This window comes from Microbulbifer hainanensis, assembly GCF_014904735.1.
Lineage (GTDB): Bacteria > Pseudomonadota > Gammaproteobacteria > Pseudomonadales > Cellvibrionaceae > Microbulbifer > Microbulbifer hainanensis.
In genome coordinates this window covers 41,962-55,428 of the sequence record NZ_JACZCR010000040.1, presented here as the reverse complement: position 1 = coordinate 55,428, position 13,467 = coordinate 41,962, and the positions used below count along the sequence as shown (strand labels likewise).

Sequence of the window (13,467 nt, the reverse complement as noted above, 5' to 3'; positions counted from 1 at the left end):
TGACGAAATAATGACCGGCATTATACCGGCTGCGGCGGTAATTGCATGGAATTCGGCTCCACTGGAGCTGACAGAAGCTGCCCAGGCAGCCGCCAAACCGACTGCACGGCACGGCGCCGATGCCGGTTGTCATTGGCGACAGGCGGCTCCTCTGATATGTTTGCCCGATCTAGGCCCGCTCGACACACACCAAAACACTGTTTGGGCGGCGTTAACCGGAGTGATGTAATCCACAACGAAGAGGACGCGCAATCGTGACCACCCTCGCCGCCGATACCAGCAGCTGGCTGAAAGCCTCTGCATTGGCCCACCAGGACACCCTGGTACGCTCAGAACCATTTTCCTTTATGGTCGCTAAAGACATGCTGCCGCGCGACATTATGCCGTCGCTGCTGGAAGATTTTCCCAAACTGAAGGGTTCCGGTTACCTGCCCTACGAGAGCGAAGAGTGCGGCGACTCGGTGAACGCACTGATCAAGCGCATGATCGAACCGGAATTCGCCAATGCCATCGGTGACAATCTCGGTATCGAGAATATGTCCCAGTATCCGACTTACGTTTCCATTTCCCGTACGCTGAAGAAGCGCCACGGCAATATTCACACCGATGGCAAATCGAAGATCGCTACCGCCCTGCTGTACCTGAATGGCGACTGGGCCTCGACCAGCGAAGGCTGCCTGCGCTTCCTCAACAGGATCGATGACTTCGAAGATACCGTGGTCCCCGAGATCCAGCCGATTTACGGCACCCTGGTTGCCTTCAAGCGCGCCGACAACTCGTTTCACGGTCACCTGCCGTTCGAGGGAGAGCGCCGCGTCATTCAGATTGCCTGGCTGGTCAGTGCAGAGGACAAGCTGCGCAAGGCCAAGCGTGGCCGCCTCTCGCACAAGCTGAAGCAATTGCAGGGATGGCTGGGCGGAAAGTTCGGCGGTAAGACAGGTTAACCGCACAATAGGCTTTTGCCTGCAGCGGGTCTCGGTACTAAGCTCCGGGGCCCGCTACGACTTCGCCGCCCTGCGTCGGGAAGCCGGCGCAGCGGTTGGCGGAGATACCGCTCCCCAGTTCAAGACCGCACGCACGCGGCTGCTGCCAGACTGAATATGCACGTCCCGGCAGATGGCCCGCAGCAATGGCAGACCGCGACCGGAATACACGTTACCCGCTGCGGCCTGTTCCGGCATGCCGGATCCACTATCTTCGACCTCCACTTCGAGCACGCCCTCACCATCGCGATCACGGCAACGCAATGCGATGCGAATCCAGCCCTCCTCCAATGCCCGACGGCCGCTGTGCAGCTGCCGGTAATACTCGGCAAATCCGCGATCCGTCTGCTTCAGCGCACTGTCCAGCTGTAGCAATCCGTGTTCAAGCGCATTCCGAAATAACTCCCCGAGCACAATGGTCAGCGGATCCTGGAAATTCGCCGCGCCGGGCACCTGGGCCAGTACCCCGTGTAACAGCGGCAAGGGATCTGCATCACACAGCTCTTTAGGGCCCAGCGTGAAGTTGATGGCCCAGTCGCCGACGCGGATCACCTCCTGGCTCGCGCCCGCATTACCCGCCACCGTCGTTGCCGGGCCTGGCGCCATGTCGAGACAAACCTCAACCAGCGAGAGGTCATCATGCTGGTCGGCACTGAAACGATGTACTGTGGCGAGCAAGTGGTCAAAGCGACGCCCATCAGCGACCGGTGTCGCCATGGCCTGCAGCAGCCGCTGCTCACCAAACAGCTCGCCACGCAGATTACGCGCCTCGTGAATCCCGTCGCTCCACAGGTAGAGCTGGTCGCCCTCCTCTATCGGGATATAGACAATGGCTTCTTCGACAGTCGCCTCTTCGAGCACGCCGAGCGGCAGATGACTCGACTCCAGAAGGCGCAGGTTGCCGGAACGGCGGCGCAGGCAGACACTCGGCATGCCGCCGTTGAACACCCGCACATATTTCTTATGGGGGTCCAGCTCAATCATCACCGCGCAGCAGAACATGTTGCCCGGCAATATCCTGTGCAGCTTAGTGTTCAGCTCTCTGAGGATATGGCTCAGGGAAAACCCCTTGGGCACCATTGAATAAAAGATCGAGGTCAACGGAGCCGCACCCACCGCTGCGGCAAGACCATGGCCGGTAAAGTCCCCGAGTAACATCATCAGTTTGCCACCGGGGGCATAGGCGGCGGCCAGCACATCGCCATTGAGGACCGCCCGCGGGGACAAGTGGTAGCGGATGGCATCGGTCTGATCGAGACAGCTTTCGTGCCCCATATTGTCGAAGATCTGCCGTGCACTCGCCTGCTCCTTGAGCAGATCGGCATGGTGGCGACGCATCCGGTTGCGCTGTGCCATCAGGGATCGGTTGAATTCGCAGAATCGCTGCAGTGCAGCCAGCTTTAATTGCACCAGATTGACGTTATAGGGCTGCAGGAGAATGTCATCACAGCCGGCCTGCAGGCACCCGGAATCCAGGGTCTCCCGCTCTGATTTAACAAACAGGATGGGCACCGGCTCCAATCCGGCCCGAGCGCGCAGCCGCTGCAAGTCATCGGGCCCGGCGACTCGGGCAGCACAGGGCCCGAAAATGACCAAATCGGGGCGCAGTTCAGAATAGTTTTCCAGGGCGTCAGCTGGCGTGGCTAGCAGACTGGTCTCTACGGATCGAATTCCCCCTTCTCCCATAGAGCATTCGCGCAACAGCTGGCGGAGCTTTGCAGCCTCGGCACCCTCGCTCTCGATAATCAGTACGCGAAATTTTTCGAACACTAGCGAATCGTAAAAATCTTATCGAAGTTGGAGACCAGCAGGATATTTTCCACATGGTCATTGGCATTGCGCAATTCCACCGTGCACTGCGCTTCATCGTCCACATCTCCGAGGCAGTGGTCGCGCAACAGCAGCAACATGCCCAGCGCCGCACTGTCGAGATGGTAGGTTTCCGAGAGATCGATACAGAAGTGTTTGGGTGAGAGGGGTAGGTTCTGATATGCCCGCTGGAATTCGCGGTGCACGTTGAAATCGAAATTGCCGCAAACGCGAATGGTCAGCGCGTCACCGCCTTCAGACAGCTCGCTATCCACCCGTGCTGTTGTCCGCTCCAATACCGCCATAGCGAAGTTCCTTTTCTGAAGACCAACAACGACTCAGCCTCTTTCGGCCAATACCGTTGTCACCCGGAATTAAATTCCGCACATGATACGACGAACCACTCGATGTCCGCGGCCCCAATCCGGCAGACAACGCGATGCGATACTGTGCGAACCCGCTCAACAAGAAAACAGAGTTATAATTGAGATCCTTCGCCAACCGCAATATCCCAGCGGCAGACGAGCGTAAAGTGGGACTGTTGCGCCCTGCCTACTTTATCGTCCGTCTTGATGCGGAGACACAACCAGACACTCCACCAGATAGGACGAACAATAAAAGCTATCCCTCAACAGGTAAAGCAGTCCGAACACCCGGACGCAACCCGTCAGGCGATACAGATCCCGAAAGCAGAAAGGCGCCATTACTGGCGCCTTTCTCCGAGTCTACAAATCGAAGTCGTAGTCCATCAGCTCACGGCGCAGACGCATTTCCTCCAGCTTATCCTCAACCATTCGGCGGGCATCGCGGGGGGGCTGCGACGTGGCCTGCTTCAGAACCTCGTTTGCAATCTGTGGGATGTCATCGGTATCAAAATCTATGTTATTTCCGCTAACGTTGCCGCTCATACGAAACTCCACAATCTCGATCTGCGAGCGCAGAAACACCCTTGTTGTTTTTGTTGTTCAAGCCGAGATTAGCCAGCTCGACCAATCGCGGTCAAGCAATATTTTGCCTTCCGAAACGGGTTTTTAATTGCCAGCAAAGAGGACCCGACTGGCGGGAAAAAACTTGCTCCGAAACAGGCCCCAGTGGCGCCAAAATAGCGCCGATATGTGTCTGTTCGGCGACAGTTTTTCGAAGGCGGGATGACAGCGAGATCGCGGGGACATGGGTAACCACAAGCCTTGAATGTTACCTGTGGTGACAAGGGGCCCGGCCTGCCCCCCGATGGAGAGACCCAATTCCCCGACACGCGGCATGACACCGACAACGGCAGGCGTTAGAATAGCGGCCCGCCCGATACCGGGCGCACGGAACTGGTCTCTCAGGGCCAGACCCGCAGTCCCCGTCGGTTAACAGGATAAACCACGGACCTCCTAAGTCCGGACTGGTGGTTCGAGTCCACCCGGGGACGCCATCTTCAATCTCACCCAATCAGAAGACGCCCACAACTACCTAACCTTACCCAATATTATTCCCCCAACTCGCAGTTGATCCCACTAGGCTCAGCAAAACCCCGACTCCGCCCTCATGCCTTTTCCTATCTCATCACCAGGACGCAAGCCGGGGAGTTCATATTCCAAACAGTTTGTATCGCCACGAGCACCTTGAAATAAGTTGCACTTCCGTGGTACGAGACCCCAAACACCATTAGGTAACCTAGGTGCAGCACTTCCGCGGGGTCAAGCAGCAGGGGCTTTAGAGGTCGCTGTGCGGGCCAAACACTTCGTAGTGGATGCGACCCCCCCCCACCCCCAGGCTCAGCAGCTGGCCTTTGACAAATGCCATAAAGCCTACAGGCCCGCAAAGATAATATTCACCTTCGTGGAGTGGCAGCTTATCGCTAATGGTTTCCAGATCCATTAGCCCCGAAAAATGATTATTCGCAGCATCCACCTTACCCCGGTTGTACCAGACGTAGCTATCCACCAAGTCCTGACTGTCGACCAACCCCTCCAGCCGTGCGGCAAAGGAGTGTTGCATGCGGTTTTCACAGGCATGCAGAAATAGCACAGACGTATTCGCGTGGACGTCAACGATGGTTTCCAGCATAGACATCATCGGCGTCAGGCCCACACCTGCTGAAATCAGCACAGTGGGCGACCCGACAGCCCTGAGAAAGAAGTCCCCGGCGGGCGGGAGGAGTTCTACATGATCCCCAACGTTCAGATGATCGTGCAGATAGTTGGACACCAGACCCGCCCCCCCATTGTGTTCACGCTTAACGCTGATCCGGTAGCTTTCCCCGTTGGCCTTGTCTGAGAGAGAGTACTGGCGAATCTCGAAATATTCGGCCCCCTCAGCCTTTATCCTGACGCCGAGGTATTGGCCCGGCTTGTAGTCCACTACAGGACCACCATCGACTGGCGCAAAGCGGAAACTGCTGACCAGTTCGGACTCCGGCCGCTTGTCGAGGACCTTGAATAGCTTGGGACCGAGCCAGCCACCCGGCGCCTGTTCATTGCTCCGATACAACTCAGCCTCCCTGCCTATAAAAATCTTTGCAAGGAAGGCGTATGCCTCACGCCAGGCAGTTTCGACCGCCGGCGTAAACTGTTCACCCACCATCTCGCGCAGCGTTTCAATCAAGTGATGGCCGACGATGTCGTACTGCTCCGGTAGAATGTACAAGCTGGTATGCTTGTGCGCTATACGCTCCACCATGGCGCCGAGTGCCGGCAGATTATCGATGTGTTTGGCATATGTAGCTATCGCATTGAACAGTGCGAACTGTTGGCGACCATCCCGCTGGTTACTCATATTGAAGACGTTCTGTAGCTCCGGGTTCAACCGGAACATACGTTGGTAAAAATGCGCGGTGATGCCTGTCCCCGCCTCTTCCAGCAGCGGTACGGTTTGCTTTACAGTAGTGATGGTGCTTGCAGATAGCATAGGATTTTCCTCATACAACGTAAGATACCTATTGGTGAAAGTGGTGGTTATCCGGGGCGCCCATCGAGACGGCTCCGCAGAAGAATTGGCACGTACTGCCACAGAAATAGAACGAAGGCGACGATCCAGAAAGTGCCCGCCAAAATCCAGGCGAGCAACGGTGGCAGCCACTGCGGGCCAAACGCACGAACCAGAGCCGCAACCGCGAGTAGCAAATACGCGACGACAAGCCTGCGCGATGCGCGAAGTTGGCGTCCGGTGTGGCCCAAGCTGACCCTGGACATCATGGACAGAATCATCAGCCCCATGGCTCCTATCGTGATCAGGTGCAGGGCATTCTGGAAAGTAATCCACGGAAGCAGGTAGCTGAGTCCGATTAACGCCATGCCGATACTCAGCGCCAGATACGACAAGTGCAGGGACCAGAGCAACGGATGGGCGAGCACCCGACGCGGATACCAATACAGGTGACGGCAGCCGTGCAGGGCCGCAGTCAGCAGCATGATCCAAAAGGGCGAAAAAGGCGGTCGGAGAAAGTAGCCGGTAAAATAAATCAAGCTGCCGAGAGCCGCACAAATCAGAATCAATCGGTCCAGTTGCGGCGTCTTTCGCTGCTGCACATCGCCAAGCGCATTGGCGGTAAAAAATGGGATGACCCTGCCACCAACCAATCCCATCAGCAGACCAAACATCAGCACTGCGGTTTGTGCCAGATGGGCCGCAAACGAAAAGTGACCACTGGTGGCAGCACCCAGCATCGTTAAATCTAGCCCCGCCGTGACGGACAGTAGAGGCAAGAAAAAGTAGTTGCGGCGATTGCGCGACTTGAACAACATCCTAGCCAGAGCGGCAATACCTCCCAGCCACCAGGCCAATTCACACAAAAACGCCCCGGCCAACCAGGCAGGGCTGGAACACCGCCACAGCAAAATCCTGGCTGTCAGCCAAACGGCGGCAAGCAGAGCTAGGCGAATGCCACTCACACTGGGGACACCTGTCCAGGTCTGCGCCGCGGTCAAAAGGAAACCCATGGCCACTGCACCACCAAATCCGAATAGCATCTCGTGGGCGTGCCATAGAGGCGGTGCCAGGCCGCTGCGCCAGGAAATCCAGCCGGTGATCGACAACAGCCACGCAGCTATGGCTAGAACGCCAAAGCCGGCGCCGACCAGGAAAAAGGGCCGGAAGGCCAGTCGAAAGACGGCCCAATTTAAGGTGGCCGAGGTTTTGGCCCCTCGCAGTGCCAGACCCGGCGCTGCCAGTACGACCCTGGACTGGTTTGACACCGCCATTTCAGCTCACCAATTGGCCGAGCCCGCGCTGAGCCACGCAGCGCGCCACATAGGCGATTTTGATGACGGTAGCTAGCAGAATCATTCCGATATGATCCGCCACCAGCAGGTGAATGCAGAAACTGTCAGCAAACGGATAGCCGATAAGAATGGTGGCCACAAATGCCAGGGCTGAGACCACCAGGGTTCGGTTGGCGCCGCTGATCATCCGCCGATATAAATCTGTTTCGTGTTGGTTGAATGCCCAAGTCATGGAAACTCCCGGTGTTTGTCCGTCCGCCAAGGGTCACCGATAGCTTGCACACGGCATGCCAATTTATTTTTCTTTATTTATCAATAACTTAAAGGTTTTCTCTTTCCATAACGTGTTATTTTGACTACTCTAGTTGGCGGTAATTTCAACTATTTCGTGTTAATTTGACATGACAAGACTCAACATGTCGGTACTCATAGAGCTGGCCCTGGATTTGGCGCGTGGACTCACCAATGAAGATAGGTTCGACCGCTTGCTCAGCACTATCCGCAAAGCCATCAACTGCGATGCAGTCGCACTTCTCTCCTATCACGACCGGCTATTGAAGCCCTTGGCGATTCAAGGGCTGGCGAAGGAAGCACTGGGAAGACGCTTCCAGATTGAGGATCACCCCAGGCTGCGCGACATTTGCGCGGCACAAGAGCCGGTGAGGTTTACAGATGATGCGGACTACCCTGACCCTTACGACGGCCTGCTGCTGGCGGAAGCGGGTGACCTGCCCGTCCACGCCTGCATGGGCCTGCCGCTCTATGCGGACCGGGACCTCATAGGCATAGTCACGCTGGATAGCCTGACGCCAGGGGCCTTCGACCAGATACCCCAGCGGACCCTAGAAATCATCGCTGCCATGTCGGCCGCCACACTAAAAACCGCGATGCGCCTCGAGCAGCTCGAGCATCACGCTCTGCATGCCCGCGAGGTCCTGCAGGAGCTAAACCTAGAGGCCCTGACCCGCGACGGCGGCGAACTGATCGGTAAGAGCGTTCCGATGCAGCAACTGAAAAACGATATAGATCTCGTTGCAGGATTTGATTACACGGTGCTGATTGAAGGGGAAACCGGGGTTGGTAAAGAGTTGGTTGCCCGGACGGTGCACCAGTCTTCGACACGCGCCAATAACCCACTGGTCTATATCAACTGCGCTTCCCTGCCAGAACAACTCGCCGAAAGCGAACTCTTCGGACATGTAAAGGGCGCATTTACGAGTGCGGAACGCGACAGGGCGGGCAAATTCCAGCTCGCCGACGGCGGCACACTGTTTCTCGATGAGATAGGCGAGCTCCCGCTACCGGTACAGAGTAAGCTTTTGCGAGCGCTGCAAAGCGGAGAAATTCAACCGCTAGGTGTGGACGAGGTGCACCAGGTAGACGTGCGGGTTATCGCCGCCACCAACCGCGATCTCAAACACGAGGTCGAGGCGGGGCAGTTCCGCGCCGACCTCTATCACAGGCTCAGCGTATATCCCATCCGCGTTCCCAGCCTACGAGAGCGGCAGTCGGATATATTGCTGCTGACCGGATATTTTCTCGAATTGACGGCCCACCGCCTGGGGGTTCGCCAACTGAAACTGGCCGCGGAAAGCGAGCAGCTGCTGCTGCACTATTCGTGGCCGGGCAATGTCCGCGAGTTGGAACACGTGGTAAGCCGAGCGGCCCTTCGGGCACGCAGCGAACAGTGGGGTAGAGATATCATCAAAGTGGAAGCCAAACACTGCGATCTCGACCTGCGGGCCGAAATAGCAGCCGCTGCCACAGAGGTCGTCAAACCCGCCTCACAGTTCATATCGCTGCGGGAGGCGACTGACGACTTCCAGCGACAATTAATTAGCGAGCAGTTGCGGCAATACGGCGGCAACTGGGCGGCAGTCGCGCGGAGCCTGGGCCTGGACAGGGCCAATCTCACCCGGCTGGCAAAACGGCTAGGCGTCCACGTGGAGAAACGAGTGATAGCGAAACGCGAGTAATTGGAGTGCCGAAATTGAAGCGGCCAGCTAAGGCGGCTATCGAATTCGGTCTAAAGACAGCAAAATAGTTAAGCTAACGGATCCTGAGCACACTTGCCTCAGCCTATGTTTTCCCAACCTGAAAAACAAAAATTTATATAAAACGCGGCATTTCGACTACTATTCAGTGCCACCCTGGGACGCCAACCTCCCACTTCGCTTCCCCCCCTAGAGATTCCAATTCCCAGCTCTTGCCCGCAAAAAAATGTTCGCACATGCAAACGCCAGGGAAGTCTTAGCCGGCCCTGCGGACTGGAACAACTCTTCTGGGCGACGTACTCACTATGGCATATAGCTATCTAGCGCCTCGAGCCCAATTTCCAATGCCGCCGTTATTTCTCGCCGGTCGGCACCCGCCTTTTTCATCACTGCCGCCCCAACAGTTAGCATGTTGAGATAGTGCGCCAGGCGGTCCAAATCCGCGGTGTCAGACAGCTCGCCTCTCTCTCTGGCTCGCTCCAGTATTCGCCTTAGTCGCCCGATGGTCAGATCGTGGCCGGCATGAATGTGATCGCTGAATGGAGATCCCAGCTGCATGCATTCAACGGTGGCATTCACCAACATACAGCCCGGCTCGCGCTTCGCTTCACCACCGTCACTCACCACCCTCTCCAACAACCGCAGCAGGTTCGCTTTGAGCGGACCCGTATCGTTTTGAAAACGCTCTTCGCCTTGCGGTGCAGTGTCCACATAGTGATCCAGTGATTTCAGGAAGATCTGCTGCTTGTCACCAAAGCTCCCGTAAACGCTGGGCTTGGTCACACCAATAGAACGCGCCAGGTCCTCTACGCTGGTCGCCTGATATCCCTGCCGCCAGAACACGCGCATGAGCTCGTCCAGTGCCCACTCTGGGTCAAACGACAAGGGGCGACCGCTTTTCTTCGCCTTACGGGCAGACTTGTCATTCATATTGCACTCACGCTTGACACTCCAAATTTCCTACTCAATAGTATAAAACAATTTCATACCGTATGGTAGGAAATTGAGGCTACTGCCGATACGGTGGTATCCAGTGGTTCACTTGCAATGAAAGAGGTTGTCCATGAGCAAGTATCCTTCCCTTTTCAGCCCTCTGCAGATTGGTGCCATCGATGTGCAAAACCGGGTACTAATGGCCCCATTGACCCGCAGCCGCGCCAGCGACAACGGCGTGCCGAGCCCCATGGCCGCCACTTACTACAGGCAACGCGCCAGCGCCGGCCTGATCATCAGCGAGGCCACCCAGGTGTCCCCAATGGGCAAGGGTTACGACAACACGCCCGGGATCTACAACCAAGCGCAGGTAGCAGCGTGGAAAGAGGTTACCGATGCCGTGCACGCGGCCGGCGGCAAAATCTTTCTCCAGCTTTGGCATGTCGGCCGCATCAGCTTCAGGTCTCTGCTCCCCGGGGGACAGGCTCCGCTGGCGCCCTCCGCCATCCGCGCGCGAGTGAAGACCTTTGTCAACGGCACCTTTACCGACGTCGACGCGCCTCGAGCTCTCGCCACGAACGAAGTTGCCGAAATCATCGGCCAGTTCGCCGACGGCGCCCGGTGCGCCAAGGCGGCGGGTTTCGACGGTGTAGAGATCCACGCAGCCAACGGCTACCTGCCGGAGCAATTTCTCCTGAGCGGTACTAACCAGCGAACTGACCAGTACGGCGGCGACGCTGTAAATCGCGCCCGCTTCCTGCTGGAGATCACCCGGGCTGCAATCGATGTCTGGGGCTCAGAACGGGTGGGCGTGCGCCTTAGCCCGACGAGTACCTACAATGACGTTGAGGACATCAATCGTCTGGAAACATTCAGCGAAGTCTATCGCGCGCTCGACGCCCTGCAGTTGGCCTATCTGCACGTGGTTGAACCGGCGCCCGGCGCACCGGCCAGCGAATTGAAGCTGATCGAGCAGCTGCGCCCGCTATGGACCGGTACTTATATTGCCAATGGTGGTTTTGACGCCGCGCGCGCCAGCGCCTGGATCGATAGTGGTCACGCGCACGCCATTACCTTCGGTAAGGCCTTTATTGCGAATCCTGACTTGCCGGCCCGGATCAGCACGGATGCATCGCTGAACACCCCTGATCCCGACAGCTTCTACGGCGGCGACGCCCGCGGCTATATCGACTATCCCAGCCTTTAGTTTGGAGTCATTCAAGATGTCAAAAGATCTGATTTTCACCGTCGAATTCAATGTAAAACCCGAACGGGAAGACGAATTCATGGAAGCGCTGCTGCACGTGCTCAACCGCATGTCGGAGGAAGACACCTTCGTCAGCACCTACCTGCAGCGCAACCTCATCAATCCCCACAAGATCATGATATTCGAGCGCTGGGCTGAACCGTCCTGGGAGGTATTCCGCCAGAATCACCTGCTGACCAAGGATTATCGCAAGGACTACGAAGCACGGCTCCCGGAATGGCTGGTGGAAGAACGCAAATTCGCCATGTATGAACCGCTTCAGGAGTGGGTCAAATAAAATAGAAACAAACGCTCCGTCCGGGGCGTTTTTATTTAATATTGGCCGCCAACCGCTCGGACAATTCCAGTCGGCGAAACTCGTCAACGATATAGTCCACGAACACTCGGGTTTTACGCGACAGGAGCTTGCGTCCCGAAAAGTAGATATTGATCGTACCACTGTCCACAAACCATTCCGGCAAGACTCTTACGGCCTCCCCGCGCTCGAGAAAAGGGATCGAATGCGCCATTCCCACCACGGTAATACCCAGCCCGCGAAGCACTGCCGCGCAGGCCGCGTCAGGGTCATCCAGCGTCATCCGGGTTCGCATTTTCAGTACACAGGTCTGCTCCCCTGGACCCTGCAGGATTCGCGGCAGCACGCGTCCAGACTGGGGCGAGCGAATCAGAATGCCGCTGTGCCTGGCCAAATCTGTGGGTTTTGAAATCGGGGGACTGCGATCGAGATAGTCACGGCTCGCCAGCAACACCAGATGGGCGGGCGCCAACTCCCTCGCCACCAGACTCGGTGAGACCTCAAAACCGCCACCAATAGCGACATCAAAGCCTTCGCTCACCAGATCGACGGCCCGATTCGAAAAACGCAGATCCGGCACTATTTGCGGGTATTGCTCCATGAATCCCGCAAGCATCGGCACGACATAATTACAGCCGAAGGATGGGGCTAGGCTAATCTTTAGGGTGCCGGTGGAGCGGCCCTGGGCGGTTGCCAGATTGGCCATTGCCGCTTGGATCTGCGACAAACTGTCGGTGGACTCGGCGAGGAACTGTCTGCCCGCCTCGGTGAGACTCAGGCTGCGAGTACTCCGTTGAAAAAGACGAACCCCAAGCAACTGTTCGAGTTTTGCCACGTTTTTTCCAACCGCAGCGGGCGTCAATCCCAGTTGCCGCGCGGCCTCTGCAAAGCTACCCGCTTCAGCACTGCGAATGAAGCAATCGATGCCATTCAATGTATCCATAATAAAATTCTAAACCAATGGTATCGAATGTAACGCCCGATTTGTGGCTACTCAGACATGGCCCAACTGGGGATACTGCGGGCGTCCCCCATCACCGAGGTATTTTGAAATGACTGACGCACTCGCACTGAACAACAAGGTTGCCTTTATCCAGGGTGGCTCCCGCGGCATCGGTGCCGCGATCGCCAAACGACTGGCGAAAGATGGCGCATCGGTTGCGCTGAGCTACAGCAGTTCCCCCGATGCTGCACAATCGGTCGTAGACTCTATCGTCGCGGCCGGCGGCAAAGCCATCGCCATCAAGGCCAACAGTGCAGAGGAGAATGAACTGCGAGGCGCCGTTCAGCAGACCGTGGACAAGTTCGGCCGACTGGACATTCTCGTAAACAATGCCGGTGTCCTGGCCATGGCGCCCATCGCCGATCTTGATATCGCGGACCTAGATCGCACCTTATCTGTCAACGTACGCAGCGTCGTCATTGCCACTCAGGAAGCGGAAAAACACATGGGCGACGGCGGCCGCATCATCAATATCGGCAGCTGCAACGCCGATCGCATGCCCTTTCCCGGAGGCGCTGTCTACGCAATGAGTAAAGCTGCCATGGTCGGATTAACCAAGGGACTGGCGCGGGATCTGGGCCCCAAGGGTATTACCGTCAACAACCTGCAACCCGGACCGATCAATACCGAGATGAATCCCGAAGACGGCGAATTCGCCAGCGCGCTCAAGTCACTGATGGCGCTTCCGCGCTTTGGCACTGTCGATGAAATCGCCGGTTTCGTCGCTTACCTGGCAGGCCCGGAAGCGGCATACATTACCGGTGCCAGCCTGACAATCGATGGCGGTTTTACTGCCTGACCGGTAACAGCAGCCGACGGCCGGGGCCCGGTAAATCGCAGAGACCGGGCCTGCGGCTGCCCTGCAAAGCGGATGCTCCGCAGTCGCGCAATCAGCGTCCGAGAACACCGCATTGAAATCTATACCGACCGCAGTAAAAGACTCCCCTCTTCTCCCTGTTTCCATTTCTCCCGTTT

13 protein-coding genes and 1 tRNA gene are annotated in these 13,467 nt (G+C 57.1%); 6 read left to right on the top strand and 8 right to left on the bottom strand.

The features are described 5' to 3' along the window. Nucleotides 1–254: 254 nt before the first annotated feature. Nucleotides 255–944, top strand: a complete 690-nt coding sequence (locus IG168_RS15565; protein WP_319024730.1) for a 2OG-Fe(II) oxygenase — start codon at nt 255–257, stop codon at nt 942–944. A 54-nt stretch (nt 945–998) separates the two neighbouring features. Here IG168_RS15565 and IG168_RS15560 read toward each other — a convergent pair whose 3' ends face one another. The 3 genes from IG168_RS15560 to IG168_RS15550 form a co-directional block, all read right to left on the bottom strand. Further along, a complete protein-coding gene (locus IG168_RS15560) occupies nt 999–2,753 on the bottom strand; it encodes an ATP-binding SpoIIE family protein phosphatase (protein WP_193165337.1) in 1,755 nt (584 codons plus the stop codon). After that, nucleotides 2,753–3,097, bottom strand: coding sequence for an STAS domain-containing protein (locus IG168_RS15555; protein WP_193165336.1), 345 nt, complete (start codon nt 3,095–3,097; stop codon nt 2,753–2,755). The genes IG168_RS15560 and IG168_RS15555 overlap by 1 nt, the downstream gene beginning before the upstream one ends. Before the next feature lie 420 nt (nt 3,098–3,517). Then, entirely contained in the window at nt 3,518–3,700 is a 183-nt protein-coding gene (locus IG168_RS15550; protein WP_193165335.1) for a PA3496 family putative envelope integrity protein, read from the bottom strand. Nucleotides 3,701–4,136: 436 nt separating this feature from the next. On the opposite strand from IG168_RS15550, the gene IG168_RS15545 reads away from it, so the two are divergent. Further along, a tRNA-Arg gene (locus tag IG168_RS15545) sits at nt 4,137–4,212 on the top strand. A gap of 281 nt (nt 4,213–4,493) precedes the next feature. On the opposite strand, the gene hmpA is transcribed toward IG168_RS15545, so the two are convergent. Genes hmpA through IG168_RS15530 form a run of 3 tightly spaced genes read right to left on the bottom strand, consistent with a single transcriptional unit; the run spans nt 4,494 to nt 7,232 of the window. After that, a complete protein-coding gene (gene hmpA / locus IG168_RS15540) occupies nt 4,494–5,687 on the bottom strand; it encodes an NO-inducible flavohemoprotein (protein WP_193165334.1) in 1,194 nt (397 codons plus the stop codon). 47 nt (nt 5,688–5,734) lie between these two features. Next, nucleotides 5,735–6,979, bottom strand: coding sequence for an NnrS family protein (locus IG168_RS15535; RefSeq protein ID WP_193165333.1), 1,245 nt, complete (start codon nt 6,977–6,979; stop codon nt 5,735–5,737). A gap of 1 nt (nt 6,980) precedes the next feature. Further along, nucleotides 6,981–7,232: a hypothetical protein gene (locus IG168_RS15530; protein ID WP_193165332.1), complete on the bottom strand. Its 252-nt coding sequence runs from the start codon at nt 7,230–7,232 to the stop codon at nt 6,981–6,983. Between the two features lie 184 nt (nt 7,233–7,416). Between IG168_RS15530 and norR the strand changes: the two genes are divergently transcribed. Then, nucleotides 7,417–8,976, top strand: coding sequence for a nitric oxide reductase transcriptional regulator NorR (gene norR / locus IG168_RS15525; RefSeq protein WP_264300119.1), 1,560 nt, complete (start codon nt 7,417–7,419; stop codon nt 8,974–8,976). 321 nt (nt 8,977–9,297) lie between these two features. On the opposite strand, the gene IG168_RS15520 is transcribed toward norR, so the two are convergent. Continuing rightward, nucleotides 9,298–9,924 (bottom strand): TetR/AcrR family transcriptional regulator, encoded by a 627-nt coding sequence (locus tag IG168_RS15520; protein WP_193165330.1) that lies wholly within the window; start codon nt 9,922–9,924, stop codon nt 9,298–9,300. A gap of 133 nt (nt 9,925–10,057) precedes the next feature. On the opposite strand from IG168_RS15520, the gene IG168_RS15515 reads away from it, so the two are divergent. Both IG168_RS15515 and IG168_RS15510 read left to right on the top strand, forming a co-directional pair. Then, nucleotides 10,058–11,134, top strand: a complete 1,077-nt coding sequence (locus IG168_RS15515; RefSeq protein ID WP_193165329.1) for an alkene reductase — start codon at nt 10,058–10,060, stop codon at nt 11,132–11,134. A gap of 16 nt (nt 11,135–11,150) precedes the next feature. Then, nucleotides 11,151–11,471: a putative quinol monooxygenase gene (locus tag IG168_RS15510; protein ID WP_193165328.1), complete on the top strand. Its 321-nt coding sequence runs from the start codon at nt 11,151–11,153 to the stop codon at nt 11,469–11,471. Between the two features lie 31 nt (nt 11,472–11,502). Here the strand turns inward: IG168_RS15510 and IG168_RS15505 are convergent, their stop codons facing one another. After that, nucleotides 11,503–12,432, bottom strand: a complete 930-nt coding sequence (locus IG168_RS15505) for a LysR family transcriptional regulator (protein WP_193165327.1) — start codon at nt 12,430–12,432, stop codon at nt 11,503–11,505. Between the two features lie 109 nt (nt 12,433–12,541). Between IG168_RS15505 and IG168_RS15500 the strand changes: the two genes are divergently transcribed. Beyond that, nucleotides 12,542–13,291 carry a 3-oxoacyl-ACP reductase family protein gene (locus IG168_RS15500; RefSeq protein WP_193165326.1) on the top strand — a complete coding sequence of 250 codons (750 nt, stop codon included), beginning with the start codon at nt 12,542–12,544 and terminating at the stop codon, nt 13,289–13,291. Nucleotides 13,292–13,467 lie beyond the last annotated feature (176 nt).